Source organism: Xanthomonas sp. F4 (assembly GCF_011761895.1).
The window spans coordinates 117809-141234 of the sequence record NZ_JAASQX010000003.1 but is presented as its reverse complement, the minus strand read 5'-3'; the positions used below and the strand labels follow the sequence as shown (position 1 = coordinate 141234).

Annotated in this window: 18 protein-coding genes; 6 read left to right on the top strand and 12 right to left on the bottom strand. The window is 69.5% G+C overall.

Translation table 11 applies throughout. From position 1 onward, the window contains the following. Positions 1–54: 54 nt before the first annotated feature. The 5 genes from ung to rhlB all read right to left on the bottom strand — a co-directional run bounded on the left by ung (position 55) and on the right by rhlB (position 5129). On the bottom strand, positions 55–786 hold the full coding sequence (gene ung, locus FHR66_RS12920) for a uracil-DNA glycosylase (RefSeq protein ID WP_160965927.1): 732 nt from the start codon (positions 784–786) through the stop codon (positions 55–57). Between the two features lie 28 nt (positions 787–814). Then, the gene (locus tag FHR66_RS12915; protein ID WP_160965925.1) at positions 815–1657 is read right to left on the bottom strand and encodes a response regulator; all 843 of its coding nucleotides are present in this window, start codon (positions 1655–1657) and stop codon (positions 815–817) included. 7 nt (positions 1658–1664) lie between these two features. Next, complete coding sequence (ftsX, locus tag FHR66_RS12910; RefSeq protein ID WP_160965923.1) at positions 1665–2609, bottom strand: permease-like cell division protein FtsX; 945 nt, start codon at positions 2607–2609, stop codon at positions 1665–1667. Continuing rightward, positions 2606–3292 (bottom strand): cell division ATP-binding protein FtsE, encoded by a 687-nt coding sequence (gene ftsE, locus FHR66_RS12905; RefSeq protein WP_160945586.1) that lies wholly within the window; start codon positions 3290–3292, stop codon positions 2606–2608. Before ftsE ends, ftsX begins: the two co-directional genes overlap by 4 nt. A 73-nt stretch (positions 3293–3365) precedes the next feature. Then, the gene (rhlB, locus tag FHR66_RS12900) at positions 3366–5129 is read right to left on the bottom strand and encodes an ATP-dependent RNA helicase RhlB (RefSeq protein ID WP_167087852.1); all 1764 of its coding nucleotides are present in this window, start codon (positions 5127–5129) and stop codon (positions 3366–3368) included. 201 nt (positions 5130–5330) lie between these two features. Here rhlB and trxA point away from each other — a divergent pair, with 201 nt between their 5' ends. The 3 genes from trxA (at position 5331) to FHR66_RS12885 (ending at position 8617) form a co-directional block, all read left to right on the top strand. Further along, positions 5331–5672, top strand: a complete 342-nt coding sequence (gene trxA, locus FHR66_RS12895; RefSeq protein ID WP_010341563.1) for a thioredoxin TrxA — start codon at positions 5331–5333, stop codon at positions 5670–5672. 240 nt (positions 5673–5912) lie between these two features. Continuing rightward, positions 5913–7688, top strand: a complete 1776-nt coding sequence (rho, locus tag FHR66_RS12890) for a transcription termination factor Rho (protein WP_160965919.1) — start codon at positions 5913–5915, stop codon at positions 7686–7688. Positions 7689–7816: 128 nt separating this feature from the next. Continuing rightward, positions 7817–8617, top strand: coding sequence for a COG4705 family protein (locus FHR66_RS12885; RefSeq protein WP_160965917.1), 801 nt, complete (start codon positions 7817–7819; stop codon positions 8615–8617). Between the two features lie 67 nt (positions 8618–8684). On the opposite strand, the gene FHR66_RS12880 is transcribed toward FHR66_RS12885, so the two are convergent. Together FHR66_RS12880 and aceK are read right to left on the bottom strand one after the other, a co-directional pair. Continuing rightward, on the bottom strand, positions 8685–9587 hold the full coding sequence (locus FHR66_RS12880) for an energy transducer TonB (protein ID WP_237475264.1): 903 nt from the start codon (positions 9585–9587) through the stop codon (positions 8685–8687). 60 nt (positions 9588–9647) lie between these two features. Further along, entirely contained in the window at positions 9648–11396 is a 1749-nt protein-coding gene (aceK, locus tag FHR66_RS12875; protein WP_160965915.1) for a bifunctional isocitrate dehydrogenase kinase/phosphatase, read from the bottom strand. Between the two features lie 214 nt (positions 11397–11610). Here aceK and FHR66_RS12870 point away from each other — a divergent pair, with 214 nt between their 5' ends. Then, on the top strand, positions 11611–13998 hold the full coding sequence (locus FHR66_RS12870) for a TonB-dependent receptor plug domain-containing protein (RefSeq protein WP_167087850.1): 2388 nt from the start codon (positions 11611–11613) through the stop codon (positions 13996–13998). Continuing rightward, positions 13973–15307, top strand: coding sequence for an aminotransferase class V-fold PLP-dependent enzyme (locus FHR66_RS12865; RefSeq protein WP_160965911.1), 1335 nt, complete (start codon positions 13973–13975; stop codon positions 15305–15307). Before FHR66_RS12870 ends, FHR66_RS12865 begins: the two co-directional genes overlap by 26 nt. Positions 15308–15379: 72 nt before the next feature. On the opposite strand, the gene FHR66_RS12860 is transcribed toward FHR66_RS12865, so the two are convergent. The 5 genes from FHR66_RS12860 to FHR66_RS12840 all read right to left on the bottom strand — a co-directional run bounded on the left by FHR66_RS12860 (position 15380) and on the right by FHR66_RS12840 (position 21808). Then, positions 15380–17611, bottom strand: coding sequence for an NADP-dependent isocitrate dehydrogenase (locus tag FHR66_RS12860; RefSeq protein ID WP_160965909.1), 2232 nt, complete (start codon positions 17609–17611; stop codon positions 15380–15382). Positions 17612–18112: 501 nt separating this feature from the next. Beyond that, on the bottom strand, positions 18113–18637 hold the full coding sequence (locus FHR66_RS12855) for a hypothetical protein (RefSeq protein WP_160965907.1): 525 nt from the start codon (positions 18635–18637) through the stop codon (positions 18113–18115). Between the two features lie 48 nt (positions 18638–18685). After that, positions 18686–18979, bottom strand: coding sequence for a LysM peptidoglycan-binding domain-containing protein (locus FHR66_RS12850; protein WP_160965905.1), 294 nt, complete (start codon positions 18977–18979; stop codon positions 18686–18688). 255 nt (positions 18980–19234) lie between these two features. Then, complete coding sequence (queF, locus tag FHR66_RS12845) at positions 19235–20053, bottom strand: NADPH-dependent 7-cyano-7-deazaguanine reductase QueF (protein WP_160965903.1); 819 nt, start codon at positions 20051–20053, stop codon at positions 19235–19237. Positions 20054–20503: 450 nt separating this feature from the next. Then, on the bottom strand, positions 20504–21808 hold the full coding sequence (locus FHR66_RS12840; RefSeq protein WP_160969315.1) for a M20 family metallopeptidase: 1305 nt from the start codon (positions 21806–21808) through the stop codon (positions 20504–20506). Between the two features lie 286 nt (positions 21809–22094). Here FHR66_RS12840 and FHR66_RS12835 point away from each other — a divergent pair, with 286 nt between their 5' ends. Further along, complete coding sequence (locus FHR66_RS12835; protein WP_160969317.1) at positions 22095–23339, top strand: efflux RND transporter periplasmic adaptor subunit; 1245 nt, start codon at positions 22095–22097, stop codon at positions 23337–23339. Positions 23340–23426: the final 87 nt, after the last annotated feature.

The following is a 23426-nucleotide window of genomic DNA, read 5'->3' as shown; positions in this document are numbered from 1 at the left end:
TTCGCGAAAATGGCGTCCACGCCAGGCGACAGCGGCGTGCCGTCCAACCGGGGTTCAGGCGCCGCGCAGCGCCGCCTCCAGCTCCGCGCGCGGCGGCAGGCTCCAGTCGATCGGGGTCGCGCCGCGCCGCCGCAGGTACTCGTTGGCAGCGGAGAAATGCTTGCAGCCGAGGAAGCCGCGGTGCGCCGAGAGCGGCGAGGGGTGCGGGGCCTTGAGCACACGGTGGCGGCGGGTGTCGATGACCTTGCCCTTGGCCTGGGCGTAGCTGCCCCAGAGCAGGAACACCAGGCCCTCGCGCTCGCGGTTGAGGGTTTCCACGACGTGGTCGGTGAAGCCCTCCCAGCCCTTGCCCTGGTGCGCGCCGGCACGGCCTTCCTCCACCGTCAGCACCGCGTTGAGCAGCAGTACGCCGCGCTGCGCCCACGGCAGCAGACAGCCGTGGTCGGGCCGGCGGATGCCGAGGTCGTCCTCGATCTCCTTGTAGATGTTCAGCAGCGACGGCGGCACCGGCACCCCCGGCAGCACCGAGAAGCACAGCCCGTGCGCCTGGCCGTAGCCGTGGTACGGGTCCTGGCCGAGGATCACCACTTCCACCCGCTCGAACGGGGTCGCATCGAAGGCGGCGAAGATCTGCCGCCCCGGCGGGAACACCCGCGCGCCGGCGGCCTTGCGCTGGCGCAGGAACGCGGCCAGTTCGCGCATCTCCGGGCGCAGCAGCCAGTCGCCGACCTGCGCCTTCCAGGACGGCTCCAGCTGGATCCGGCTTTCGTCTTCGTTGTTGCTCATCGTTTCCAGGCTCGGGACATCACATCGGTCAGAAGGTCACCGCGATCTCGTCGAGCCGGGCCAGGCGCAACTGGAACAGCACCTTGGTGACCAGCAGGCGCTCTTCGATCGGTTTCTGCACCAGGTCGTTGGCGCCGGCGCGCAGCAGCTCGGACTGGGTGTGCGGATTGCTGTCGCCGGTCATCACCAGCACCGGCATGCGCCGCTTGCCGTAGGCGAAGTCGACGCGGATGCGCTGGACCACGTCGCGGCCGTTGAGCTCGCCCTTCAATGTGACGTCGGTCAGCACCAGGTCGATACGGCGGGTGGTGCGGCCCAGCGACTCGGCGGTGAGCAGGGCGAACGCGTCCTCGGCGCTGAGCACGTGCACCACGTGCAGGTGCTGGCGTTCGAGCATGCGCTTGGTCGCCTCGGCCACCACCCGGCTGTCCTCGACGTAGAGGACGGTGGCGCCGGCCACCGGCTGCGGCTGCACGTAGCCGCGGATGAAGGTGGCCAGCGCCTCGTGGCCAAGCGCCTTGTCGAAGTAGTCGGTGACGTACTCGGTGAAGCGGCGTTCGACCAGATGCTGCTGGGCGTCGCCGGAGACCACGATCACCGGCACGTAGGCCTGCCCGGCGGCTTCGCGCACGCTGCGCGCCAGGGTCAGGCCGTCGCCGTCGGGCAGCCCCAGCGAGGTGGTGACCAGATCGACCGGACCGGCCTCCAGCGCGGCGCGCGCCTCGGCGATGCTGGCGCAGCCGACCACGGTCACGTCGGGCAGTTCGCGGTGCAGCACGTCGGCGATCAGCTTGCGCACCAGCTTGGAGCCATCGACCACCATCACCCGGGGGGCGGCGCTGATCAGATGCTTGAGCTCGTGCCCGGCCATGTGCGCCTCAGGTGTCGGTGGGCCGCGTCTGGCGCAGGAAGTGGCCGGTCACCAGCCAGGCGCCGAGCCAGCCCAGCAGCAGGGTGCCGAGCAGGACGAAGCCGGCATGCAGTGCGTCCAGCCCATGCAGCACGAAATGGCTGCCGTAGCTGTCGGCCAGCGCCGCCAGCGGCTGGCCCAGCGCCATCCCCGAGGCGGCGAGCAGGCCCAGCGCCAGCACCCCGGCGCCGAAACCGTACCAGGCGCCCAGGTACAGGAACGGGCGGCGGATGAAGCCGTCGCTGGCGCCGAGCAGCTGCAGCACGCCGATCTCCTCGCGCCGCGACTGGATGTCCAGGCGCACGGTGTTGCCGACCACCAGCACCGCACCGGCGCCGAGCAGCAGCGACAGCACCTGCACCAGGCGTTCGCCGAAATGCAGCCAGCCGTCCAGGCGCTTGCGCCACAGCGCGTCGTGCTGGACCAGATCGGCCTGCGGCAGCGCGGTCAGCGCGGTCGCCAGCGGCGTGTCGTCGGCCGCGGCCGGGGTGACGATCAGCAGCGTCGGCAGCGGGTTGTCCTGCAGCGCGTCCAGCGCCTCGCCGAGGCCGGCGCTGTCGCGCAGCTCGGCCATGCCCTCGGCGGGCGTGCGCAGCGTTACCGCCGCCACGTCGGCGCGGCCGCGCAAGGTCTGCGCCAGCGTCTGCGCCGCGGCGGCGTCGACGTCGGTCTTCAGGAACACGTTGATGTCGCGCGACTGCTGCACGCTGCCGGCGAACTGCTTGAGGTTGTCCAGGGCGATCGACAGGCCCAGCGGCAGGGTCAGCGCCAGCGCCATCACCGCCATGGTCAGCAGCGTCGCCCACGGCTTGCGCATGGCGCGGCCAAGGCTGTAGACGATGCTGTGCAGGTGGTGGTCCCACCACACGCCCAGCCGCGAGGGCGCTGCGGCGCCGGCGTTGCGTGCGCTCATTCGGCCAGGTCCTGCGGGGAGATGTCGTCGATAAGGCGGCCGTGGTCCAGGATCAGCACGCGCTTGCGCATCTGCTTGAGCAGCGCCAGGTCGTGGCTGACCACCAGCACGCTGGTGCCGCGCGCCGGCAGTTCGGCGAACAGTTGCATGATTTCCGCGGCCAGGGTCGGATCGAGGTTGCCGGTGGGCTCGTCGGCGACCAGCAGCCGCGGTTCGCCGACCATCGCCCGGGCGATGCCGACGCGCTGCTGCTCGCCGGCCGACAGCTGCGACGGCAGCGCCTTCTCGCGGTGGCCCAGGCCCATGCGCTCGAGCACCGAGCGCACGCGCTTGCCGATCTCGGCACGGCGGGTGCCGCGCAGGATCAGCGGCAGCGCCACGTTCTCGGCGATGCTGCGGTCGGTGAGCAGGCGGTGGTCCTGGTAGACCACGCCGACCTCGCGCCGGTGCAGCGGCACGCGGCGGCCGCGCACCTTCAGCAGGTTGCGCTCGCCGAACAGGACGGCGCCGCGCGAGGGCCGCTCGCTCAGGTGGATCAGCTTGAGCAGGGTGCTCTTGCCCGCACCGGAATGGCCGGTGACGAACAGCATCTCGCCCTCCTCGACCTCGAAGCTGACGTCCACCAGCGCCGCGTGGCCGCCGGCGTACTGTTTGCTGACATTGTCGAACCGCAGAACGCTCATCCGGCGATTATGCCGGAGCGGCCCGGGTGTTCGTCCACCGCGCGCGTCGCACGCGGCGGACGGCCGGTCCGGATCAGGAGCTGGAGACCAGCGAGCGCAGCTTGCGGCCCAGGCGGGTCAGGAACGAATCGTTCTTCGCCGCCGCACTGCGATCGGCCTGGCGCGCGGCCTTGACCGGGGTGGCCACGACCTGCACCGGCTTGGCCGGGGCGGCGGTCGCCGGCGCGGTGCTGCCGTTGCCGGCCGGTGCGCCCTCGGCGCCTTCCAGCGGACGTCCGCCGCGACGGCGGCGGCGCTTGCGCGGCGCACGCTCGCCCTCGACCGCCGGCACAGCACCCTCGGCCGGCGCAGCACGCGGCGGCTTGGGAGCGGGCGCCGGCGCGGCGGCGGCCGGCGCGCTGCCGTCCGCGGCGGCGGTGCCGGCGTCGGCCGGACGCGGCGTGCGCGGACGCCGCGGCTTGCCGTCGGCGCTGCGCGAGGACTCGCCACGGCCGCCCGGGCCGCTGCGGCTGCCGCCGGGCTTGCCGCGACCGCCGCCACGACGCTGTTCGTCGGCCTCGCGCTGGGCACGGGCCTCACGGAAGATCTCGCCGATGCTCTGGTCGTCGTCATCGGCCTCGGCGGCCTCGCCCTCCACCACCGCACGCGGGGTGCGCGGCAGCGCCACCAGCAGCTCGGCGGTGACCGGCTCGACCGGGATCTTCTGCTCGATGTAGGCCTCGATGTCCGGCAGGCTCATCGCGTAGCGCTCGCAGGCGAAGCTGATCGCGTCGCCCTCCTCGCCCAGCCGCGCGGTGCGGCCGATGCGGTGCACGTAGTCCTCGGCGTCGAACGGCAGGTCGTAGTTGTAGACGTACTTGACCCCGTCGATGTGCAGGCCGCGCGCGGCCACGTCGGTGGCCACCAGGATCTCCAACTGGCCCTTCTGGAAGCGGTTGAGCAGGGTCTCGCGCTTCTTCTGCGGCACGTCGCCGGACAGCACGCCGACCCGGTAGCCATTGCGCTCCAGCGAACGCGCCACCCGCTCGACGAACGCCTTGGTGTTAACGAACACCATGGTGCGCGCGCCCTCGCTGCGCGACAGCAGGCCCAGCAGCAGGGTCAGCTTCTCCTCGTCGGAGGGGAAGTAGATGCGCTGGCGCACCCGCGCGGCGGTGATGCTCTCGGTCTCGACCACGAGCTTTTCCGGCTCGTTCATGTGCTCGTAGGCCAGCTCCAGCACGCGGTGGCTGAGGGTGGCCGAGAACAGCAGGGTCTGCCGGGTGCCGCGCTCGGGCATGCGCCGCAGCAGGAAGCGGATGTCCTTGATGAAGCCAAGGTCGAACATGCGGTCGGCTTCGTCGAGCACGCAGATCTCGCAGGCGTGCAGCGACACCACCTTGTGCTGCTTGACGTAGTCGATCAGGCGGCCGGGGGTGGCGATGATCACGTCCACGCCCTGCTGCAGCAGTTCGCGCTGCTTGTCGTAGTCCACGCCGCCGTACACCAGGGCGAAGCGCAGGCCCAGCTCGGAGCCGAACTTCACCGCATCCTTGTGGATCTGGATGGCCAGTTCGCGGGTCGGGGCCAGGATCAGCGCGCGCGGATCCTCCGGTTTGCGGTCGGCCAGCGCCGGGCGGCTGAGCAGGCGGTTCATCACCGCCACCAGGAACGCCAGGGTCTTGCCGGTGCCGGTCTGGGCCTGGCCGGCCACGTCGCGGCCGGGAAGGGCCACCGGCAAGGTCAGCGCCTGGATCGGGGTACAGCGGGTGAAGCCGGCGCTTTCGAGGCCTGCGAGCAGCGCGGGCTGCAGTTCGAACGCGGAAAAAGTCACATCGGTCAGCGGTTTGTCGCTCATCATTCCATCTTCGTGAGGCCACCCCGCCCGAAGCGTAAGGTCGCGGCTTGCATCGGTCCCGGCAGCGTCGCACACTGGCGTCTTCCATGCCGGGTCGCGCGACAGGGGGAATCCCTTGAGTTCGCCGCGCAATGCCCCAGTTTACCGCAATGCGGCGGCCACCCGGTCCGGCCAGTCGCATTGGCCCAGGAGATACCCCAAGTGAGCGACAAGGTCCTTTACGTCGGCGACGCCGATTTCGATGCCACGGTGCTGCAGTCCGACGAGCCGGTCCTGGTGGACTTCTGGGCCGAGTGGTGTGGCCCGTGCAAGATGATCGCGCCGGTGCTTGACGACCTCGCCGACGCCTACGACGGCCGTCTCAAGGTCGCCAAGGTCAACGTGGACGAGAACCGCGCCACCGCGATCAAGTACCACGTGCGCTCGATCCCGATGCTGCTGCTGTTCAAGAACGGCCAGATCCAGGCCACCCAGATCGGCGCCGTCGGCAAGGGCCAGCTGACCCAGATGATCGACAAGACCCTGGGCAGCAGCGCCGCCTGACGCCCGCAGCCGGCACCGCTCCGCAACCGGAGCGGCGCCGCGGCAGTCCCGTCGGCGTTCATCGCCGGCGGCTGAATCGCCCACAAACGCCTGCTTGCCGTGCTTGCGTGGCGGTGATAGTGTCGATGCATCCGGTGGCATTCGCACACCGCACCCCCTCTGGAAGATTCTCTCCCAGACCTCCTCCCAACCCCGTATGCCCCCACGCTGGGCGCTCGCACTCTTAGCGAGGAACACCACTTGTCCGATCACACCATGTCCGAACCCGGGAGCGCCGACGCCCCCGCCGAGAAGCGCGTGCGCAAGCCGCGCGTCAGCAAGGCCGCAAGCGGCGCGGAAGGCGCCGCCGAGCACGGCGCGCCGGCGCAGCCGAACTTGCCGCTGAACCCCGCGCCCGTCCAGGCCGAAGCACCGCGTCCCGCAGCGCCGGAGTCGGCCCCGGCCGCGAGCGGCGGCCAGAGCCACGGCGGCGGCGACGCGCCGGCCCATCAGGGCGGCGGCCAGGCGTCCGAAGGCGGCGAACCGCGCGAAGGCCGTGAGCCGCGCGACGGCGGCGGCAACCGCTTCAACAACCAGAATCAGAACCAGAACAACCAGCAGGGCAACCGCCGCGATCGCTTCCGCAATCGCCGCGACCGCGACCGCAACCAGCGCGGCGGCGACCGCTTCCAGGACAACGGCCTGCCCAGCGACAACGGTGCCAACGAGCCGTTCGTGCCGCGCCCGCACGCCAACGTGCCGGAAGGCTTCCCGATCTACTCGCTGAGCGACCTGAAGAAGATGCCGGCGCAGAAGCTGCTGGACATCGCCGAGCAGCTCAACATCCAGGACGGCGTGGCGCGCGCGCGCAAGCAGGACGTGATCTTCGCCCTGCTGAAGGTGCTGACCCGCCACGGCGAAGGCGTCGCCGCCGACGGCGTGCTGGAAATCCTGCCGGACGGTTTCGGCTTCCTGCGCGCGGCCGAGGCCAGCTACCTGGCCGGTCCCGACGATACCTACATCTCGCCCAGCCAGATCCGCCGCTTCAACCTGCGCACCGGCGACCACCTGTCCGGCCGCATCCGCTTCCCGAAGGACGGCGAGCGCTATTTCGCGCTGTCGATCGTCGACACCATCAACGGCGAGCCGCTGGAAGCGAGCAAGAACAAGGTCCTGTTCGAGAACCTGACCGCGCTGTTCCCGCGCAAGCGCTTCACCCTGGAGCGCGGCAACGGCTCCTCGGAAGACATCTCCGGCCGCATCCTCGACCTGATGGCGCCGCAGGGCAAGGGCCAGCGTGCGCTGATCGTGTCCCCGCCCAAGGCCGGCAAGACCATGCTGATGCAGCAGGTGGCCACGGCGATCACCACCAACCATCCGGACGTGCACCTGATCGTGCTGCTGATCGACGAGCGCCCGGAAGAAGTGACCGAAATGCAGCGCACCGTGCGCGGCGAGGTCATCTCCTCGACCTTCGACGAGCCGGCCGCGCGCCACGTGCAGGTCGCCGAAATGGTGATCGAGCGTGCCAAGCGCCTGGTCGAACACAAGAAGGACGTGGTGATCCTGCTCGACTCGATCACCCGCCTGGCCCGCGCCTACAACAACGTGGTGCCGTCCTCCGGCAAGGTGCTCAGCGGCGGCGTCGACGCCAACGCCCTGCACCGCCCGAAGCGCTTCTTCGGCGCGGCGCGCAACGTCGAGGAAGGCGGCTCGCTGACCATCATCGCCACCGCGCTGGTGGAAACCGGCAGCAAGATGGACGAGGTGATCTACGAAGAGTTCAAGGGCACCGGCAACAGCGAAGTGCACCTGAACCGCCGTATCGCCGAGAAGCGCGTGTACCCGGCCATCGACATCAACCGCTCCGGCACCCGCCGCGAGGACCTGCTGATCGAGCCGGAACTGCTGCAGAAGATCTGGATCCTGCGCAAGCTGCTGCATCCGATGGACGAGATCGCGGCGATGGAGTTCCTGCTGGACAAGATGAAGAACACCAAGTCCAACGACGAGTTCTTCGGTTCGATGAAGCGCTGAGTCCAGGCGCCGGTTCGACCGCAACGCCCCGCTTCGGCGGGGCGTTCGCGTTTGTGGCGCCGGCACTGCGCCGCCCCGCGCCTGACGGGCGCGGGGTCCGACGGTCTTTCGACGTGGGCGCGGGTGAGATGGGCGCCAGTCGCCCCGCCGCGTCCGCCACCATGCCCACTGCCGCCGATACCGCCATCAGCAAGGTCGCCCCGGTCACCCTCGGCTTCTGGGTGATGAAGAGTTGCGCCACCACCCTGGGCGAGACCGGCGGCGACCTGCTGTCGATGACCCTGGACATCGGCTATGCGCTGAGCAGCGTGCTGCTGCTGGCGGTGTTCCTGGTCTCGCTGTGGGCGCAGCTGCGCGCACGCCGGTTCCAGCCGTGGCGGTACTGGTGGGTGATCCTGACCACCAGCACCGCCGGCACCACGCTGTCGGATTACATGGACCGCAGCCTGGGCCTGGGCTACGCGCAGGGCGCGCTGCTGCTGGTCAGCCTGCTGGTCGCGGTACTGGCGAGCTGGTGGCTGTGCGAACGCAGCCTGTCGGTCGAGCGGATCGGCAGCGGCCGCGCCGAGGTCTTCTACTGGCTGGCGATCCTGGTCTCCAACACGCTGGGCACCGCGCTGGGTGACTACCTGGCCGACAGCTCGGGGCTGGGCTTCGCCGGCGGCGCATCGCTGATCGCCGCGCTGTTGGCGGCGATCGCCCTCGCCTATGCGTTCACCCGCGTCTCGCGCACGGCGTTGTTCTGGGCGGCGTTCGTGCTGACCCGTCCGTTCGGCGCCACCCTCGGCGACTTGCTGAGCAAGCCGGCCGGCAAGGGCGGTCTGGATCTGGGCACGATCGGCGCGTCGGTGCTGCTGGCCGCACTGTTGCTGGCGGTGCTGGTCGTGTCGACCCGGCGCCGCGGCGGCGATCGCCGCGCGGCGCGCTAGCGTCGGCCGGTCGTTGCCAACGCGGCCAGCTTGGCCGTGCCTGCGTCCAGGCGCACCTGGCCGCCGCTCAGCCGCCCTGCAGCGGCTGCAGCGGCGTCAGCAGGCGCGGGCCGGTGCCGTCGGCCATGTACACGCCGCCGGCCGGCAGCAGGTCCGGCGAGAAGCCGGCCGCATCCTGGCTGGTGATCCACGGCGCACGCTGGCGCGGGCCGGGCACGTAGCTCGTCCAGCGGCCGTAGGACGACGACGCGTCGCGGCGAGTATCGCTCAGCGCGTAGTTGACCGGCACGCGCACGGTCCAATAGGGCGCATCCACGTCCTTGCCTTCGCTCGGCGGCCGGAAGGTCCATTTGCGGGCCGCGCCCAGCGCGCTCTTGCCCAGCACGTCGCGCAGTTGCTGCATTTGCTGTTCGGACGCCACCACACGCAGGTTGACCTGCTCCACCGCGGCATCGGCGACGCGGCCATCGCGGCCCACCTTGAGCACCAGGTACGCCGAACCCGCGGCACCGACGCTGTAGGCCGCTTGCGGATAGGCCGGCGGCTTCATCTGAATCGAGGTCACCACGCTGCGATCGCTGGGATCGTAGTGGCTGAAATCGGCGCCACGGATCTCGACCTGGTAGTCATCGCCCTGCAGGCGCTTGGCGATCAGCCGCAGGGTCATCGGCGTGCGCGCCGGCACTGGCTTGCCATCGCGCAGGCCCGGCGCGAACGTCCACTGCATCACGGTGCTGCGGACGAAGCCGACCACGCCCTTGGGCAAGCGCTCCTGCTGGTCCAACGCCAGCGCCGACACCTTGCCGCTGGGCTCGATGTCGATCGTGCCGCTCACCAGCATGCTGCTTTCGATCTGCTTGCGTACCGCGCCGGGCCCGACCCCGTCGGCGGCGACGGCGGCGAACGCCAGCAGCAGCAGCGAGACCATGGCGCTCCAGCGCCACCACGAACGGAGGGATCGACGGTGCATCGTGCATTCCTTGCTTGAGATGAGGCGCCGATTACAGCGCACTGGCGGCTGGGCGGCAACTCAGGCCAGGCGCAGCGCGTCCGGGTAGGGCGGCGCGTCCGGATAGTCGTCCTCGCGCAGCCGCGTCTGCAGGTCACGCCACCACTGCGGATCGAACAGTTCGCCGTGGGCGTGGCGCACCGCCTCCAGCGAGGCCGCGGGCAGGCCCATGAACATCGCAAAGCGCTCCGGGAACACGTCGCGCGGGGCGACATGGAACCAGGGTTCGGCGGCCATCGCCTCTTCCTCGTTGCGCGGCTGCGGCCAGTCGCGGAAGTTGCAGTCGGTGACCAGGCACAGCTCGTCGTAGTCGTAGAACACCGCGCGGCCCTGCCGCGACACGCCGAAGTTCTTCAGCAGCATGTCGCCGGGGAAGATGTTGTTGCGGGCCATATCCTTGATCGCCTGGGCATAGTCCAGCGCGGCCTCGCGCGCGGCCTCGGTGCCCTGCTCGCGCAGGTACAGGTTCAGCGGGCGCAGGCGCCGCTGCACGTAGCACAGCGCGACGATCAGGTCGTCGCCGTCCTCGCGCAGGCTGCGTGCGCAACCCTCCATCAGTTCCTGCAGCAGCGCCGGCGCGAAGCGCGCACGCGGGAAGCGCAGCGAGCGGTACGGCTGCGCGTCGAGCAGGCGGCCGACGCGATCGAGGTTGAACACCAGCGCGTATTTCTCTTCGACCTCTTCGCGGCTCATCGTCTTCGGATAGGCGAAGCGGTCGCGGATCAGCTTGAACACCAGCGGATAGCTGGGCAGGGTGAACACCGCCATGACCATGCCCGGCGTGCCCTCGGCATGCACCAGCTGTTCGTTGGGATGCGCCTGGAAGTGCCGGAAGAAGGTGCGGAAGCGTTCGGTCTTGCCCTGCTTGGCGCGGCCGAGCATGGTGTACAGCTCGTCGATCGGCTTGTGCGGCAGCAGGCTGCGCAGGAACACCACCGCATCGCCGACGGTGGACAGATCGGCCTGGAAATAGCTGCGCGAGATGCCGAACAGCTGCGCCACGTCGTTGCGCTTGGTCAGCACCGCTTCGGCGCGGAGGCCCTGCGCGTCGTTGACCAGGGCGATCACGCACGGCGAGAAGCGGTGTTCGCCGAACACGCGGCCGATCAGGTAGGCGCGGCGTTCGCGGTAGAACACGGTCTCCAGCAGTTCGATGCCGCGCACCGGGTTCTCGCCCCAATGCGCCAGATCGTCCTGTAGCCGCACCGCGATGGCCGCCGCGCAGCGCGTGCGGTGCGCGTACGGCACATCGAACCGGTAGTCGCCGAGCACGCGCACGAACGCGTCCACGGGCCGCGCCTCGGACACCACGTAGTTGTGCCGCGCCACCGGGTGGGTGATGGCGTCGGTGGGCTCGATGTCCAACGCCACGAACTCGATCTGCGCATCCACGCCCTGGGTACGGAAGAAGCGCCGGGTCAGGGTGTTGTAGAAGGTCTTGTACAGCTCCTGGTCGATCAACCCATGCAGTTGCGCGGCGAAGCTGTCGCGAACCTGCGCCCACAGCGTGCGGTCATGGGCCTGGCCGAGCAGCAGCGCGCGCAGGCGCAGCATGCACTCGCCGATGCACTGGTCGTACAGGGCGATGCGTTCGACCGCATCGTTGCGCGCAGCGTTCCAGTCGCGCGTCTCGAAGCGGCGCCGCGCGCGCCGGGTGATCTCGGCGAAACGCGCATGGTAGTCCTCGAATGCGTCGTGGATGCCGCGTGCCACCGCGATAGCGGCGGGTTGGGGGCATGGGGAGACGGGCGCGTCGTGGGTCTCGGTCATGGGCCGCAGTCTACCCGCAGCGCCCCACCGTGCCCCGGCGCGCACGGCGCTACCGCGCCCGCGGTGCCAGCACGATCTGTCGCACGAACCGTCATCGGCACGCAACACACGCGTCAATGGCACGTCGTCATCGGCCGCCAGACTATGCCGATTTCGTCATCCCGGCCGCTCGCCGACCCGGCTCCCATCGCCCCCTCTTTCGTCCGGAGTTCCTTTGAATCGCCTCACTCACCGCCACCTGGCGACCGCCATTCTGGCCCTTTGCGCCGGCGATGCCGCCGCCGCGACGTCCATGCCGGCGGAACCTGCCGACACCCCCAGCACAACCCTGGACAGCGTGGTGGTGACCGGCACCCGCGGCGCCAACCGTACCCAGTTCGGCACGCTGGCGCCGGTGGACGTGATCGACGCGCAGGAGATCCGCGCGGTCGGCAGCGCCGACCTCAACACCGTGCTGGCGGCGCTGGTTCCGTCCTTCGTGGTGCAGCGCCTGCCGCTGGCCGACGGGCAGATCTTCGTGCGTCCTGCCACATTGCGCGGGCTCTCGCCGGACCAGACCCTGGTGCTGGTCAACGGCCACCGTTTCCACCGTTCGGCCCTGCTCGGCGCACGCGGCGCGCAGGCGCCGGACCTGGCGCAGATTCCGGTCACGGCGATCAAGCGCATCGAAGTGCTGCGCGACGGCGCCGCCGCACAATACGGCTCGGACGCCATCGCCGGCGTCATCAACATCATCCTCGACGATCGCATCGGCACCGAGATGGGCGCGGACATCTCCAGGTACAGCGCAGGCGATGGCCTCGCCCGCACCTATTCGCTCAAACGCGGCTGGGATCTCCGCGATGGCAGCCTGGTTGCGTTCGCCGAACACAGCGCCTCCGATCCCACCGACCGCGGCGTGCAGCGCGCCGACGCGATCGCGTTCCAGGCCGCGCACCCCGGCGTTGCCGTCCCCGACCCGGTGCAGCGCTGGGGCAAGCCGGAACAGCACAGCACGCATCTGGGGATGAACCTGGATGTGGCGCTCGACGACAGCGTCAACCTCTACGGCTATGCGTTGTTCAACGACGGCAGCGGCGTTTCCGACTTCAACTGGCGCAACCCCGATACCAACGCCTCCATCTACAAGACCACCCCGGCGTTTCCCGGTTTCGACCTGCGCCGCGTGTACCCGGCCGGCTTCACCCCGCGTTACGGCAGCGACTACCGCGACGCGCAGACGCTGGGCGGCCTCAAGGGCGCCTTCAACGAGCGTTTCAGCTGGGACGTCAGTGCCGCCTACGGCATGAACCGGATCGCCTATTCGCTGGGCGATTCGATCAACGCCTCGATGGGACCGGGCAGCCCGACCGCCTTCCACCTGGGCTCTCTGCAGCAGCGCGAGGTCAACCTCAACGCCGACTTCGTCTACGCGCTGCCGCTGGCGATGCTGCAGGACCCGGTGAACATCGCCTTCGGCGCCGAGCGCCGCAACGAAGCCTATTCCATCGGTGCCGGCGATCCCGCCTCCTACGCCATCGGCGCCGGCGCGCGCTACGGGCTGGCGCCGAACGCCAATGGCGCCCCCGGCTTCAGCCCCCAGCAATCGGGCAGCTGGGACCAGACCAGCTACGCCGCCTACGTGGACGTGGAAGCGCCGCTGACCGCGCGCCTGAGCGTCGGTGGCGCGGTGCGCTATGAAGACTTCTCCAGCTTCGGCAGCACCCTCAACGGCAAACTGTCCGCACGCATGGAACTCACCTCGTGGCTGGCGCTGCGCGGCGCCTGGTCCAATGGTTTCCGCGCGCCCACGCCGGCGCAGTTGTACAGCACCCAGATCACCCAGGGCCTGGACACGGTGAGCCTGCAGGTCTTCAATGCGGGCCGGCTGTCGCCGCAGGACCCGATCGCCGTGGCGCTGGGCGCCAAGCCGCTGAAGCCCGAGGAATCCGATTCGCTGAGCCTGGGGCTGGCCTGGCAGGCGCCGATCGGGCTGTACGGATCGCTGGATCTCTACCGGATCGCGGTCAACGACCGCTTCAGCACCTCGGCCAGCTTCGCGGTGCCGGCCAATCTGCCCAACCCGATGCACTACACGTCGGTCAACTATTTCACCAACGACTTCGACACCACCACCGAAGGCGCGGACCTGGTGTTCGGCTACCAGCATGCACTCGGGCCCGGTCGCCTCGGCGCCACCGTGGCCTACAACTACAACCGCACCAAGGTCGACGGCGGCAACACCGCCGTGGCGGCCAATCCGACTCAGCGCATCCTGTTCGAGCAGCTGTTGCCGCAGCACAAGGGCAGCGTCGGCCTGACCTGGGACCAGGGACCGCTGCAAGGCCTGTTGCGGGTTCGCTACTACGGCGCCTGGACCGACAGCAGCGGCAACAGCACCGGCGACATCTTCCAGCGCTTCGGCGCGATCGCCCTGCTCGACCTCTCGGCCACCTATGCGCTGAGCGAACGTCTGTCGCTGCGGATCGGTGCGGACAACGTGCTCGACACGTATCCGGACAAGGCCACCTTCCAGGCCAGCCGCGGCCTGGTGTATTCGCGCAACGCGCCCTACGACACCGACGGACGCAACGTCTATGCACAACTCCGCCTGCGCTTCTGATCGGCCCGACCCGCGGCGGCGCGCCCTGCTCGCCGCCGCGCCGATGCTGCCGCTGCAGGACATGCTGCGCCAGGTCGGCAGCCAGGCGCTCGCTGCGCCGGGCGCGATACCGGCAGCACCGACAGGCATCGCGCCGCGGCGCCTGGCGCAGGACGAGGGCTACTGGGCGCAGGTCGCCGCCGCCTACGACGTGGACCGGAACGTCGTCGCGCTGGAGAACGGCTATTGGGGCGCGATGTCGCAACCGGTGCTGCGCACCTACCTGCAGCGCGTGCAACAGGTGAACCGCGACAACGCGCATTACGCGCGCCTGCAGTTCCCCGACGACTACCGAGCCTTGCGCGCGCGCGCCGCCACGGTGCTGGGGGTGGCGCCGGGCGAGCTGGCGCTGACCCGCAACGCCACCGAATCGCTGCAACTGCTGATCGGCGGCTACAACCGCCTGCGGCAGGGCGATGCGGTGCTGTTCGCCGACCTGGACTACGACGCGATGATTGCGGCGATGAAGTGGCTGCGGCAGCGCCGCGGCGTCGAGGCGATCGGCATCGACCTGCCGGAACCGGCCACCCGCCAGAACCTGATCGACGCCTATGCGCAGGCGCTGCAACGCCATCCGCAGGTGCGGTTGATGCTCGTCACCTGCATCAGCCATCGCACCGGCCTGGCGCTGCCGGTCGCCGAGATCGTCGCCATGGCACGGCAGCGCGGCGTGGACTGCATCGTCGATGCCACCCAGGCAGTCGGCCAACGCGATCTGCGCCTGCCGGACCTCGGCGCGGACTTCGTCGGCTTCAATTTCCACAAGTGGATCGGCGCGCCGCTCGGCGTCGGCGGGTTCTACATTCGCCACGACCGCATCCCCGACATCGACCCGCAGATGGGCCAGGAGGGCCCGGCCGACAGCATCGACACCCGGGTGCATACCGGCACCGTGGATTTCGCGGCCCTGCTCGCCCTGCCGGCAGCGCTGGATGTGCACGAGCGCATTGGCGCGGCCAACAAGCAGGCACGGCTGCAATTCCTGCGCGACCGCTGGGTGCATCGCGTGGCCGACCTTCCCGGCCTGCAGATCCTCACCCCCGAGGATCCGCAGCTGTACGGGGCGATGACCTCGTTTCGCCTGCGCGGGCAGAACAGCGAACAGCAGAACGCCGCCCTCGCACAGCGCCTGCTGCAGCAGTTCGGGATCATGACCACGATGCGCAGCGGCGCGGCCAGTGGTGCCTGCGTGCGGGCCACGCCGGCCCTGTTCACCCGTGTGGAGGAACTGGACCGCTTCGCGCAAGCCCTGCGCCGCATCGCCGGCTGAAGCGGCCGCGCCGCGACCCGGCGCCATGCACCCGCCACCGCGCGCGGCGGTGGCGGGTGCGATCCGGGCGCGTCAGGCCGTCAACGTCGCCAGCGCGTCGTTGAGCGTCTTGCTCGGCCGCATCGCCTTGCCGACCAGCTCCAGGTTCGGGCGGTAATAACCCTGGATGTCGACCGGCTGGCCCTGCACGCCGTTGAGCTCGGCGACGATGGTCGCTTCCTGCTCGGCCAGCTGCTTGGCCAGCGGGGCGAAGCGCGCCTTCAGCGTGGCGTCCTCGTCCTGCGCAGCCAGCGCCTGCGCCCAGTACAGGGCCAGGTAGAAGTGGCTGCCGCGGTTGTCCAGCCCGCCGACCTTGCGCGAGGGCGACTTGTCGTTGTCCAGGAACTGGCCGTTGGCCTGGTCCAGAGTGCGCGCCAGCACGCCGATGGCGGCGTTGTGGTGGCGCTGGCCCAGGTGCTCCAGCGAGGCGGCCAGGGCCAGGAACTCGCCCAGCGAATCCCAGCGCAGGTAGTTCTCTTCGACGAACTGCTGCACGTGCTTGGGCGCCGAGCCGCCGGCGCCGGTCTCGAACAGGCCGCCGCCGGCCATCAGCGGCACGATCGACAGCATCTTGGCGCTGGTGCCCAGCTCCATGATCGGGAACAGGTCGGTGAGGTAGTCGCGCAGCACGTTGCCGGTGACCGAGATGGTGTCCTCGCCCTTGCGGATGCGCTGCAGCGAGAACGCGGTGGCTTCCACCGGCGGCAGGATGCGGATGTCCAGGCCGTTGAGGTCGTGGTCCTGCAGGTAGCGCTCCACCTTCTGGATCATCAGCGCATCGTGGGCGCGCTGCGGATCCAGCCAGAACACCGCCGGGGTGCTGCTCAGGCGCGCGCGCTCGACCGCCAGCTTGACCCAATCCTGGATCGGCGCGTCCTTGGTCTGGCACATGCGCCAGATGTCGCCGGCTTCCACCGCATGCTCCAGCAGCACCGCGCCGCCGGCATCGGTGACGCGCACGGTGCCGTCGGCGGCGATCTGGAAGGTCTTGTCGTGGGAACCGTACTCCTCGGCCTTCTGCGCCATCAGGCCGACGTTGGGCACGCTGCCCATGGTGGCCGGGTCGAACGCGCCGTGCCGCTTGCAGTCCTCGATCACCGCCTGGTACACGCCGGCGTAGCAGCGGTCCGGGATCACCGCCTTGGTGTCCTGCAGCTTGCCCTCGGCGTTCCACATCTTGCCGGAGTCGCGGATCATCGCCGGCATGGACGCATCGACGATCACGTCGCTGGGCACGTGCAGGTTGGTGATGCCCTTGTCGGAATTGACCATCGCCAGCGCCGGGCGCTGCGCGTACAGCGCCTGCAGGTCGGCCTCGATCGGCGCGCGCTGCGCCTCCGGCAGGCTGGCGATGCGCGCGTACAGGTCGCCGATGCCGTTGTTGGCATCGAAGCCCACCTGCTTGAGCGTGGCGGCATGCTTGTCCAGCACGTCGCGGTAGAACGCCTCGACCACCACGCCGAACATGATGGGGTCGGACACCTTCATCATCGTCGCCTTCAGGTGCAGCGAGAACAGTACGCCCTGCTGCTTGGCATCGGCGATCTGCGCCTGCACGAAGGCGGCCAGCGCGCGCTTGCTCATCACCGCCGCGTCGATCAGCTCACCGGCCTGCACTGCGGTCTTTTCCTTCAGCACCGTCACCGTGCCGTCCTTGCCGACCAGCTCGATCTTGACGTTGCCCGCCTGCGCGATCAGCGCCGAGCGCTCGCTGCCGTAGAAATCGCCGGCGTCCATGTGCGCCACGTGCGACTTGGAGTCGGCGCTCCACGCGCCCATGCGGTGCGGGTGCTTGCGTGCGTAGTTCTTCACCGAGGCCGGCGCGCGGCGATCGGAATTGCCCTCGCGCAGCACCGGATTGACCGCGCTGCCCTTGACCTTGTCGTAGCGCGCCTTGGCGTCCTTCTCTTTCTCGTCCTTCGGTTCGTCCACGTAGTCCGGCAGCGCGTACCCCTGCTGCTGCAGTTCCTTGATCGCGGCCTTGAGCTGCGGCACCGAGGCGCTGATGTTGGGCAGCTTGATGATGTTGGCTTCCGGCGTGGTCGCCAGCTGGCCCAGTTCGGCCAGGTCGTCGGCGATGCGCTGGTCCTCGCGCAGGTAGTCGGGGAACTGCGAGATCAGGCGGCCGGCCAGCGAAATGTCGCGGGTCTCCACGGCGATGCCAGCGGTGCCGGCGAACGCGGAAACGATCGGCAGCAGCGACTGCGTCGCCAGGTACGGGGCTTCATCGGTGAGCGTGTACAGGATCTTGGGCGTATTCGACATGACGCGACGGATGACCTCTGGCAGGGGGGAATAGGCAGCACCGACAGTACGGCGGCGTATGTTTTCTTGTAGGTTTCGCGATGCCGCCAAACGCGGACATCGGCCGTCCATTGTCGCGTGTCTGCCGGCTGCGGGCAAAGCGCGGGGTGTGATGTGCTGTCGGCAAGCGCTACGCAACTCGGCATCCGTCGGGCGACCGATCTGGCGCCGAATCCGCGGGGGCGTGCATGCTCGATGGCTGTCCTGCGCGACAGCACAGGACATCGCGCAACACACCGTGCTGTACACGACATCAGCCAAGCCGCTATGCAGCGGTCACGCACCCCCTCTCCGCACGGGATGCGTGTCTTCCAGCGTGGCACGCCGATGTGGGCGGCCTGCGCTGGGACGCTCCCATCGCACCATGCATAAAAAAGGCGCAGCCTCGCGGCTGCGCCAGCGTGCCGCACGTGCCGGGAGAGAGGCGGCGCGTGCGACGCGTGACCGGGACTCAGCCCAGGATCACTTCACCTGGAACGTCTGCGGCGTTCCCGCCGCCTGGCCGTTCACGGTGACCTCGGCCTTGTACTGGCCGGCCGGCCAGCCCTTGGGATTGGTGAACTCGAAGTTGGTGGTGTCCGCACCGCTGGTATTGAGCGTTTCGGTGCGCTCGCCGGCGGTCTGGCCGTCCTGGAACACCAGCTTGGCGCCGACGTTGGCATTGGTGGCCGAGCCCTCGGTCTTCACCGAGACGATGATCTTGTCCTTGCTGGCGAGCGTGGTCAGCGGCGCGACCGACTTGTCCGCGGCGGCGGTGTTGCCGACCGCGACGGCAGCGACATTCACCGCATTGGCACCCGCAGCGGCCGGCGCCGGCTGTTCCGCCGGGGCCGCGGCCGGACCCGGCATCTGCTCGGTGGGGGCGGACGAGGTGGGATCGGACGACACGTGCTGTTCCTGCTCCTGCTTCTTGCAGCCGGCCAGCGCCAGTGCACCCACCAGGGCGATCAGCAGCGGCGAGAACGAGGACATCGAACGGGTTTTCATAGGGACGGGACTCCTGTCGGAAGAGCGGGAATTGGCAATGAGGGCGGGTCAGGCGCCGGCGGGCAGCTTGAGCGTCTGACCGGGATAGATCTTGTCGGGGTCGACGAGCACGTCGCGGTTGGCCTCGAAGATGCGCGTCCAGGCATTGCCGTCGCCGTAATGCAATTTGGCGATCTTGGACAGCGAATCGCCGGGCTTGACCACATACACCTGCTGCACCTGCTCGGCCGTGCTGTCCACCTTGCTCTGCACGTCGGAGAAATCCGCCTTCTGCACGACGTCGGCGGTGGTATCCACCTTGGCGGTGACTGCCGAGAAGTCGGCGCGCTTGTCGCTGTTCATCGCGTGGCTCCCTGCGTGATAGGACGCTGCCACGGTGTCACAGGATTTGTTAAAAAAAGATAGCGCGGCCGTGAACCGCGCGGACGCGGTTCAGGCGCGTAGCGCGCAGCGCATGTGGCGACACGTATTGTCATTCGAGCGATTCGGGACACATGCGCGGGGCGCGCGTCGCAGGCACGCTCAGCAATCCGATCGCATGCGGACCGCAGGCACAGCATGAGCCGTGCCATGCGGCGAGTACGTCGCCGCGCCTGCCTACTGGCGCAGATCGCGCAGGAAGCTCAGCGGTTCGGCCACATCCGGAGTGGCGCGCCAGGGATTGATGTCCAGGCCGCCGCGGCGGGTATAGCGCGCCTCCACCTGCAGCGACTGCGGGCGGCAGCGCGTCATCAGGTCGTGGAAGATGCGCTCGACGCACTGCTCGTGGAAACCGGCATGCTCGCGGAAACTGATCAGGTAGCGCAGCAGGCCTTCGCGATCGATGCGGCCGCCGCGATAGCGCAGATGCAGCGAAGCCCAGTCCGGCTGGCCGGTGACCGGGCAATTGGACTTGAGCAAGGCGCTGGTGAGGGTTTCCTCGACCACGTCGCCGGCGGTAGCGGACAGGAAGTCCGGACGCGGCGGGCCGTAGCAATCGATGGCGATGTCCAGCGCGTCCAGCGACTCGCCCTCGCCCAGCGTGTCCATCGGCGGCAGGCCGAACTCCATCGCCACGTCGGCGCCGGCGCGCGCCGACAGGTCGGTGACGATGCAACTGCGCAGCGCTTCGGCGCTGTTGAAGCGCATCGCGTTGAGCGAGTTGAGATAGAGCTTGAGCGACTTGGATTCGATCAGGTTCGGCGAGGCGCACGGCACCTGCAGGGTCGCGGTGGCGACACAGGGCTTGCCCTGCGCATCGAGCCAGCTCAGTTCGTAGGCATGCCAGCGGTCCACGCCGAAAAACGGCAGCGCCGCGGGGTCGAGACCGATCTCGCTGCGTGCCGCGGCACGCGGGATGGGAAACAGCAACGCGGGATCGTACTGCGACGGGTAGGCGACCTCGCGGCCGAGGCTGGAATCCTGGGGGGTGTTCATGCGCTGCAGTGTAGCGGGGGCGTTCTGGCTGGGAGGTGTATGGGGCGGGGATTTGGGAGTGGGGATTCGGGGTTGGCAGAAGCGAAATCGCGCCTACTGGTATCGAGGTGCTTGCGTCGATTCGGTGCTTCGCGCGTCGCGGCGGAAGCCGCTCCTACAGCTGCAGGGCTCGCAGCAGGCGCGATGAGCGTTGTGGGAGGGACTTCAGTCCCGACTGCTGCCGAAGCAGCACCTCGGTTCAGGCTTCATGCGTCGCGACTGAAGTCGCTCCTACGGGGAGCGATCGAGCACGGCTCTTGTAGGAGCGGCTTCAGCCGCGACAGCCTTCCCGGTAAAGCCTGTCGCGGCTGAAGCCGCTCCTACGGGTGTCCATCCATGCCGGACATGTGAGCGATTCCGCCTACGCCGCTGCACCCACGCCCTTGCGAATCCCCACTCCCCACTCCCCAATCACTGCTTCAAGTAATCCAACGTCACCTGCAGCATGGCGCGCAGGCCGACGTCCAGGGCGGTCTCGTCGAGCAGGAACTGCGGCGAGTGGTTGCTGGGCGCGGTCGCCGGGTCGATGCCGGGGGCGGTGGCGCCGACGAAGAAGAACATCGACGGCACCTGCTGCGCGTAGTACGAGAAATCCTCCGCGCCCATCTGCAGCGGCGGTTCGTAGACGTTGCCGGCGCCCACCACCGCCTGCAGGCTGGGCAGCATGCGCGCGGTCAGTGCCGGGTCGTTGACCGTGGCCGGGTTGCCGTCCTGGTCGGGCACGTGCGCTTCGGCCTTGGCGCCGTGCGCGGCGGCGGTGTGCTCGGCCACGGTCTTCAGGTCGGCGAAGATCTGCTGGCGCATGCCCTCGTCGAAGGTACGGATGGTGCCGACCATCTCCACGTCGTCGGGAATGATGTTGTAGCGGATGCCGCCCTTGATCGCGCCGAAGCTGAGCACCGCCGGTTGCTTGGACAGGTTGGCGCGGCGGCTGATCACCGTCTGCGCGGCGCCGATCAGGTCGGCGCTGGTCACGATCGGGTCGATGCCGTTCCACGGCGCCGAGCCGTGGGTCTGGCGGCCGATCACCTTGATGCTGAAGCGATCCGAGGCGGCCATCAGCGGGCCGCCGCGCACCGCGATCTTGCCGGCCTGGACGCTGGAGAACACGTGCAGGCCGAACATCGCCTGCGGCTTGAAGTCGCGGAACAGGCCTTCCTTGAGCATCAGCGAGGCGCCGCCCTCCTCGTTGCCCGGCGCGCCCTCCTCCGAGGGCTGGAACACCAGCATGACCTCGCCCGGCAGCTGCGCGCGCATCGCCACCAGCGCCTCGGCGACGCCGAGCAGGATCGCGGTATGCGCGTCGTGGCCGCAGGCGTGCATCACCCCCACGGTCTCGCCGCGGTACTCGCCAGTGGCCTTGGAGGCGAACGGCAGGCCGGTCTGCTCGGTCACCGGCAGCGCGTCCATGTCAGCGCGCAGGGCGATCCTCGGCCCCGGCAGCGCGCCTTTGACGATCGCCACCACGCCGTGGTGGGCGATGCCGGTCTGCGGCTTCAGGCCGAGCGCGCGCAGCCGCTCGGCGACCTTGGCGGCGGTGCGCTCCTCGCGGTTGGACAGCTCCGGGTGCTGGTGGAAGTCGCGCCGCCACTCCACCACCTTGGCCTGCAGCTTGGCCGCGGCGGCCGTCACCTCCGGGCGCTCGGCGCTCTGCGCCCAGGCCAGGGCGGGGACGGCGAACAGCATCGCGGACAGCAGGCGGGACAGGCGCGGCATGGCAGGGCTCCAGGTCGGGACGCAACGGGCGTTCAGTCAATGTAGTGCATCGGCGGCCGGCCGGGGGCGGCCGTGGATCCCGCCGCGGGGAAAAAACCCTTGCGAATCCGTGTCAACCGATGCGCCGCCGGTGCGTTGCGAGAGCGGACGACCAGCCTTGCCCACCCGCGGGGCCTGTCCCTTCAGTCATGGTCCAATCGCAACGCGCCGGCGATATGCTTCCTCGCTCGTCACCAGCCACTGCGGGAGGGCCCTCCACCCCGCCTCGCCACAGGAGTTTCCCCGGATGTCGCGTTTCTGGAAGATTGCGCTGCTGATCCTCGCAGCGGTGGCCCTGGTGGTGGTGAGCACGCGCTTCATGCGCGGCGGTGGGCATCACAAGGGCGGCGGCGCCGGCGACGGCATGGGCGACGACAGCGATGCCACGCCGGTTCCGGTAACGGTGGTCGCCGCGACCAGCCAGACGGTGCCGATCTACGCCACCGCCACCGGCACCGTGACCGCGCTGAGCACCGTCACCGTCAACCCGCAGGTCAGCGGCCAGCTGATGAGCCTGAATTTCCGCGAAGGCCAGGAAGTGAAGAAGGGCGAGCTGCTCGCGCAGATCGACCCGCGCTCGCTGCAGGCCAGCTACGACCAGGCCGCGGCGAGCAAGCGCCAGAACCAGGCGCTGCTGGCCACCGCGCGTTCCACCTTCCAGCGCTCCGACTCGCCGGCCTACCGCCAGTACGTGGCCAAGACCGACCTGGACACCCAGCGCAACCAGGTGGCGCAGTACGAAGCGGCGGTCGCCGCCAACGACGCGCAGATGCGCGCGGCGCAGGTGGAGCTGCAGTACACCCGCATCCTCGCCCCCAGCGACGGCATCGCCGGCATCCGCGGGGTGGACGTGGGCAACATCGTCAGCACCAGCAGCAGCATCGTCACCATCACCCAGGTGCATCCGATCTACGTGATCTTCAACCTGCCGGAGATCCAGCTGCAGGACGTGCGCCAGGCGCAGGCGGCGGCGCCGCTGCCGGTGGCCGCGCTGGACCGCACCGACGCGCATCCGATCGCCAGCGACGGCCAGGTCGACGTGATCGACAACCAGATCAGCGCCGACACCGGCACCTTCAAGGTCCGCGCGGTGTTCCCGAACGACGACCGCGCGCTGTGGCCGGGCCAGTTCGTCAACGTGCGCCTGACCCTGCGCACCGTGGCCGACGGCGTGGTGGTGCCGACCCAGGCGGTGCAGCGCGGCCCCAACGGCGACTACGTGTACGTGGTGCAGGCCGACAACACGGTCAAGATGCAGACGGTCAAGCAGGGCGCGGAAGTGGGAGACAGCCAGGTGCAGCTCACCGAAGGCCTGAAGGCCGGCGAGCGGGTGGTCACCGAGGGCCAGTTCCGGCTCAAGCCCGGCACCAAGGTGACCGCGCTGAAGCCGGGCGAGGCGCCGCCGGAGCCGACCGAGGCCGAGCTGAAGGCCGCCGAAGGCAAGCAGCAGCAGCGCGGCGGCGGACGCCGCGGCGGCGGCGGGCCGCGCTGAGCGCGCTGCGCCAGCAGGCGACGGTAGCCGTGCCGAGCCCGCGTGGCCGGCACGCGCCGGGTCGCCCGCTGGCGGCGGCGTTTCCGT

Bases quoted from the DNA above. Each gene is read 5' to 3' on its own strand.
- ung (WP_160965927.1), bottom strand. From the start codon at position 786: ATGAGCAACAACGAAGACGAAAGCCGGATCCAGCTGGAGCCGTCCTGG.
- FHR66_RS12915 (WP_160965925.1), bottom strand. From the start codon at position 1,657: ATGGCCGGGCACGAGCTCAAGCATCTGATCAGCGCCGCCCCCCGGGTG.
- ftsX (WP_160965923.1), bottom strand. From the start codon at position 2,609: ATGAGCGCACGCAACGCCGGCGCCGCAGCGCCCTCGCGGCTGGGCGTG.
- ftsE (WP_160945586.1), bottom strand. From the start codon at position 3,292: ATGAGCGTTCTGCGGTTCGACAATGTCAGCAAACAGTACGCCGGCGGC.
- rhlB (WP_167087852.1), bottom strand. From the start codon at position 5,129: ATGAGCGACAAACCGCTGACCGATGTGACTTTTTCCGCGTTCGAACTG.
- FHR66_RS12885 (WP_160965917.1), top strand. From the start codon at position 7,817: ATGGGCGCCAGTCGCCCCGCCGCGTCCGCCACCATGCCCACTGCCGCC.
- FHR66_RS12880 (WP_237475264.1), bottom strand. From the start codon at position 9,587: ATGCACCGTCGATCCCTCCGTTCGTGGTGGCGCTGGAGCGCCATGGTC.
- aceK (WP_160965915.1), bottom strand. From the start codon at position 11,396: ATGACCGAGACCCACGACGCGCCCGTCTCCCCATGCCCCCAACCCGCC.
- FHR66_RS12865 (WP_160965911.1), top strand. From the start codon at position 13,973: ATGCACAACTCCGCCTGCGCTTCTGATCGGCCCGACCCGCGGCGGCGC.
- FHR66_RS12860 (WP_160965909.1), bottom strand. From the start codon at position 17,611: ATGTCGAATACGCCCAAGATCCTGTACACGCTCACCGATGAAGCCCCG.
- FHR66_RS12855 (WP_160965907.1), bottom strand. From the start codon at position 18,637: ATGAAAACCCGTTCGATGTCCTCGTTCTCGCCGCTGCTGATCGCCCTG.
- FHR66_RS12850 (WP_160965905.1), bottom strand. From the start codon at position 18,979: ATGAACAGCGACAAGCGCGCCGACTTCTCGGCAGTCACCGCCAAGGTG.
- queF (WP_160965903.1), bottom strand. From the start codon at position 20,053: ATGAACACCCCCCAGGATTCCAGCCTCGGCCGCGAGGTCGCCTACCCG.
- FHR66_RS12840 (WP_160969315.1), bottom strand. From the start codon at position 21,808: ATGCCGCGCCTGTCCCGCCTGCTGTCCGCGATGCTGTTCGCCGTCCCC.
- FHR66_RS12835 (WP_160969317.1), top strand. From the start codon at position 22,095: ATGTCGCGTTTCTGGAAGATTGCGCTGCTGATCCTCGCAGCGGTGGCC.